Genomic DNA, 2,536 nt, shown 5'->3' with positions numbered 1-2,536 from the left:
AGCGCTGCTTTCGCCTGATACGGCAGGTCGTAGGGCGTCACCACGTCGCTGGTTGCACTCATCGTGTCACACCCGGCGTCGAACGCCTCATGTAGTCCCTCACGGTAGATTTCGAGGAGGTCACACAGTTTCCGCTCTTTGTGTGCTGTCGGCGGAGCGAGCGTGGCTTCCAGCGTTTTCGTGGTTGTGGCGGCCATGCTACTGGTCGTCCACGTAGTCCATCAGCACATTAATGCTCACTTGGCCAGTCGTGGCGAGGAAGTACCCCGGTTGCCAGAACGCATCTTCGAGCGTCTGTGTCACTTCGGGAAACTCCGACCGAATCCGGCGTGACGTGACACCTTTGAGCGAGTTGATGAACTTCGTGAGGTCCGTGGTTGGTTTGGTCCGAAACAGGATGTGAACGTGGTCGGTACCACCGTCCACGTTCTTGATGTCGGCCTCGAAGTCATCTGCAATATCGTGGGCGATTTCAGNACACGCTCCAGCCGCTCATCCGTGAGAATATCGGCACGGTACTTCGTGACGGTCACGAAGTGATACTGGAGCGCGTACACTGTGTGCGACCCGGTTTGCAGATGATACTCCATTTGACCCTGCCAGATTCAATACACCCAAGTCGGATAATTCTTGTGACGTGAGGTATTCAGCAGGGAGAAACCGAGTGATTCGTTGCACAGAGCTTACGCGATTCACTCCCGCCCTGTTCGCTCCTCGGTTCCGACAGCGCGTCGGAACACTCGTCACTCACGGGAAGGACGGGATTCTCTCGCTGAATCAAGATAGGATCAATCTTCGGCCAGCGATCACTTGCAACGGAGGAGGCCCTGTCATCGTAACCGCTTTCGGCAACTACCCGAAAGCGATGTGTGGCCGTCGCGCTGCTGGTTACGGTGGAGGGTTCCAAAACGCTGGCCCGTTCTGACATTCCCTTACACCGGTGACTGAGTAGGCGAGGGCCGATTTTCTGAGCGAGCATGCCAATCTCGAGGGGAAACTGCATCTAGGAGTCCAAGAACGGCCTCGAGTACACGGAACGCCGTATCCTGCTATGGACGATGTCGACATTCCCGGTGAATCACTGAACACCGAGGACACCTGACGTCCTCGGACACGAGTGTCCCCAGGTGACTCACACCCCCTGAGAAGGGCTCCACTCTCCATGGCACACTGAAATTTCGAACGAATGCGGCAGTTTGCCCGGTATGGTTACTTATCTGTATGTCACTCGATCGGTCGTCGTCGGTTCAAAACGAGCGACCCTGTTGGAGATGTGTCTGAAGACGTCAGCTGTCTCCGGAACCCTCTCGTCTCGAGATGTGTTCTACGTCCGTGGGAAGTACAGGATAGAGAACTGGCCTGGCGTTACCAGAAACAATTTCGGATGTTCACGGTTGCGGCAATCATGGGCATAATCTGTATTTTCAAGGTTCACAAACCACTTTCCTAGAGTGCAGTCGCTGTCCGACCGACGGACTGGGTTGGCTAACTCTGAATCTAGCGACTGCCAAACTCAATCGATGAGTGTAGTGCTGTGATACGCCTTTGAGCGGTCTCGAAGCGGCAGTTATCCGAATTCCCGCCGCATCCTCTGATTGTTTCGACGTGGAGTCAAGATCTCGTTATATCTTGATCAACCGGGTACGTTGCCGAGTGTATTAACCGTGGTGTGAACGCGCTTCCTCTCCTCCTTGCTCGCGTCTCCGACGCTTGTTGAGGAAGGAGGCTCCGCGCTATAGCGTGTTGAAGTGCGAGGTTTGTGCCTCTACTCTGCCCAGGTAATTCGGTTCAACGCCGTTTTAGGTATGACAGCCAAATCATATAAGTAAATTCGGTTCTAACGCCATTCCTAGAAATGATGATACAAATATACAAATCAAAACACCCTTTCTGGTATGTCCACACAAAAGACGTGTCAGAACCGCTACCCCCACGTTCCTGCCATGCTTGAGCCCGTCGCTGCAAGCCGACTGCAGTTTGCGGTGACGACGATCGTCCACATCATCTTCCCCGTGATGAGTATGGGGCTCGCGCCCTTCCTCATCTATTTCACTTGGAAGGATATCCGCACCGGAAAGCCCATCTACGAGCAGCTTCGGCGGTTCTGGACGAAGATCTTCGCCATCAGTTTCGTCGTTGGCACCGTTACGGGCATCGTCCTCGAGTTCGAGTTCGGGACGAACTTCGCGGTGTTTGCGACGGCCGCGGGCGACCTCTTTGGCGGGCCGCTTGCCCTCGAGGGGATGATGGCGTTCATGCTCGAGGCGACGTTCCTCGGCATCTTCGTTTTCGGCCGCCAGCGCGTCGGGAACGTCCTCTATATGATCTCGGCGGTCGCAGTCGGTATCGGCACCTGGCTCTCGGCGGTTTGGATCCTGGTTGCCAACTCCTGGATGCAGACGCCACGCGGGTACGAACTGGTCTCTGAAAACGGCCAGCAGGTGGTTACGCTCGTCGATCCCCTCGCTGCGTATCTGAACCCGCGATTCCTCTGGATGTACGTCCACATGCAAAACGCCGCCGTCGAATCCGTGGC

Annotated in this window: 3 pseudogenes (1 of these 3 running past the window's edge); 1 reads left to right on the top strand and 2 read right to left on the bottom strand. The window is 55.6% G+C overall.

Annotation, left to right across the window (positions count from 1 at the left end):
* Both C476_RS17575 and tnpA read right to left on the bottom strand, forming a co-directional pair.
* Nucleotides 1–197, bottom strand: a pseudogene (locus tag C476_RS17575) (RNA-guided endonuclease TnpB family protein); the annotation flags it as partial.
* A 1-nt stretch (nt 198) separates the two neighbouring features.
* A pseudogene (gene tnpA / locus C476_RS17570) lies at nt 199–590 on the bottom strand (IS200/IS605 family transposase).
* Nucleotides 591–1,943: 1,353 nt separating this feature from the next.
* Here tnpA and C476_RS17565 point away from each other — a divergent pair.
* Nucleotides 1,944–2,536: pseudogene (locus C476_RS17565) on the top strand (cytochrome ubiquinol oxidase subunit I); it runs 747 nt beyond the window's last position.

Origin of the sequence: Natrinema limicola JCM 13563 (assembly GCF_000337475.1) — an archaeon.
GTDB classification, from domain to species: domain Archaea; phylum Halobacteriota; class Halobacteria; order Halobacteriales; family Natrialbaceae; genus Natrinema; species Natrinema limicola.
The sequence above is the reverse complement of the archived record's forward strand: the minus strand, read 5'-3'. Positions and strand labels throughout refer to the sequence as shown.